The organism is Nostoc sp. UIC 10890 (assembly GCF_054786515.1).
The window spans coordinates 1-1,777 of sequence record NZ_JBSGKF010000130.1 but is presented as its reverse complement, the minus strand read 5'-3'; the positions used below and the strand labels follow the sequence as shown (position 1 = coordinate 1,777).

At 44.2% G+C, this 1,777-nt stretch carries 3 protein-coding genes; 2 read left to right on the top strand and 1 reads right to left on the bottom strand.

Translation table 11 applies throughout. The features are described 5' to 3' along the window. Both ACWATR_RS39810 and ACWATR_RS39805 read left to right on the top strand, forming a co-directional pair. Positions 1 to 728: DNA cytosine methyltransferase (locus tag ACWATR_RS39810; protein ID WP_460345838.1), on the top strand; the 728-nt coding region annotated here is incomplete at its 5' end. Between the two features lie 2 nt (positions 729 to 730). Continuing rightward, positions 731 to 1,201 (top strand): DUF1392 family protein, encoded by a 471-nt coding sequence (locus tag ACWATR_RS39805; RefSeq protein ID WP_460345835.1) that lies wholly within the window; start codon positions 731 to 733, stop codon positions 1,199 to 1,201. Positions 1,202 to 1,279: 78 nt separating this feature from the next. Here the strand turns inward: ACWATR_RS39805 and ACWATR_RS39800 are convergent. Further along, positions 1,280 to 1,777 (bottom strand): alpha/beta hydrolase (locus ACWATR_RS39800; RefSeq protein WP_460345832.1); only part of this gene is annotated, 498 nt, incomplete at its 5' end.

Below are 1,777 nucleotides of genomic sequence, written 5' to 3'. Positions count from 1 at the left end.
TCGGCGGACTCTGCCACCACGGAATATCAGCCGCAGGTCTATCCCACAAATTCCGAGTCCAGCAATTTGTCGAAATCTCCCCTTATTCTCAATCACAATTGCGCCATGAACAACCGACAATTCCAATCCACGCAGATATTACCAACTACCATTGCCACCGACGACAATTCGACATTTTATGTGGGGGATTCCCCTGTAGCGGCACCAGTAACGCTGGAGACAAAAAAGGACTCAACGACCCAAGGTCTGGACTGTGGCGCGAAATGTTCCGCATCATCAACCAGTGTAGACCAACAATCGCTCTCATCGAAAACCCAACAGGGCTACTCTCTAGAGGAATGGCAACAGTCCTCGAAGACCTTTCCCAAATCCGGTACGTATGTGAGTGGGAAACTATACCCGCGTATTGCCTCGGCTTGCCACATGAAAGAGAAAGAGTGTTTATCATTGCCTACGCCGATGGCTTATTCCACCGTCAACAGCCAACCGCCTGGGCAGACCAAATTGGAAATCAGATTACGCAAGTACGGCTCTCTCATGAAGACCGAAGCTATCAACCCGGCATTCGTGAGGTGGCTTCTGGGGTTTCCGTTGGAGTAGCCAAGGGGATCAAGGGTAATTATGATGCCCGTCGCGCTTATGGTTTGAGTTGTTCTCCCCGGCAAGCTGCTGTGGCTTGGAAACGGATTGATTATTTGTGGAGTCTAAACTCCAGTCAGGAGGCATAACCATGATTAACCAAGTCCCGAATCTAGAAACTTGTTGGTATCTTTCACCACCTTGGGGTAAAGAGATTCCCCCCTTAGAAGTTTCCTTGTTGGAGAAAGTCTACGTTACTACCACCAAATCTTTCGGTTACTGTTGTGGTGTAGAGTGGTCAGCTAAAGGCTGGAGCTATGAGATTGTCTCCGGCAACGATAATCTAACTGTTTTAGGACGTGAAATCATTGGTATAGGCAACTTACAATTAGTTACCAAAGAAAAACCTGTTTTCCGCCTGGGCGAATTAGTCGAGTTTCGGTTTCATGGCGATGGGCCACCAGCAAGGATTGTCCAGGGCATTCAATTGATTAACGATTGTTGGTTCTACAGCATCGAATGGATATCCCCTGGTATATCTGAAAAAGGTGATGAGGTTTTTATCTCAGCAGATTCTATTGCGCGGGTGAGTGACTATGACTTGGAGCGGGTGCGGTCATGATTTATACTTCATCGAAAACTCTATTTTTGAATCGTGTCGAAGCTCATCCCGATGGTTCTATTTCTTACTCAAGAGACTCTATCTTTTGGATAAACTTCTGAATTGCTTGTAAATACGAGTTACTTCCAGGTTGATAAATTTGGACATGTTTCCTTTTGGAATTAATAAAAGTTGTTTGGGTTCAAGGGCAGCATTATATAACTGCTGACTCATGTAGGATGGAACAATGCTGTCATCAGTTCCATGAATAAATAAAACGGGAAGACGTAGAGAACGAACTTTGGAAAGAGAATCAAACTTTTGTGTTAGCAACAAATCGATGGGAAACATCCGTAACCAATCTCTATATTTGATTTGCTCTGCCATTGATGTAAAGGAGCTTTGCACAATTAATCCGCTAGCTTCTGGATGTTTTACTGCCAAATTTATAGCAACTGCTCCCCCCATTGATTCGCCGTAAATAACAATTTTATCAGGAGGTATTTGTTGATTTTTTACTAAATAATTCCAGGCTATTTGACTATCCTGATAAAGCTGAGACTCACTGGGAAAACTCCCATTAATACTACCAAAACC

Bases quoted from the DNA above. Each gene is read 5' to 3' on its own strand.
- ACWATR_RS39805 (WP_460345835.1), top strand. From the start codon at position 731: ATGATTAACCAAGTCCCGAATCTAGAAACTTGTTGGTATCTTTCACCA.